Raw genomic sequence first — 402 nt, 5'->3', positions numbered from 1 at the left:
CGACTTCGGCCTGGGCTTCGCGGCGCCGGTGGTCTCGGATGAGGTGAAGCTGACGATCAACGCGGCTTTCACGGCCTGAACTGCGGTTCGCGCCCTCGCGGCTGCCGCAGGCCCCACGACGGCGCGAACACACCGGCGGTCGTTACGGGCGGTCGCCGCCGACGTTCATTGGGGCGGCCGGGGTTCGCGGTGGATCTTCGCGAAATGGTCAAAGGTCGCGCGTACCGACGGGGACGCCCCCGCGACCAGCGTTCCGATCCGGTCAAACAACATGTCGTTCGCCTCGTCACCGCGCCGCTCCGCCATGCTCCATGGTCCGAACTCGCGAGTGGCGACCTCGCGTTGCGACAATACCTCCAGCGCGCGGTGACGCTCATCGCGCGCGATTCGCTGATAGGTCCG

1 protein-coding gene is annotated in these 402 nt (G+C 68.4%); it reads right to left on the bottom strand.

Features of this window, described 5'->3' with window-relative positions; all coding sequences use genetic code 11:
* Positions 1–165: 165 nt before the first annotated feature.
* Positions 166–402, bottom strand: a 237-nt coding sequence (locus tag CVH10_RS17915) for a BLUF domain-containing protein (protein WP_146143020.1), incomplete at its 5' end; no start/stop codon positions are given.

Source organism: Halomonas sp. ND22Bw, assembly GCF_003011945.1.
Lineage (GTDB): Bacteria > Pseudomonadota > Gammaproteobacteria > Pseudomonadales > Halomonadaceae > Halomonas > Halomonas halophila.
This window is presented reverse-complemented; position numbering and strand designations above follow the sequence as displayed.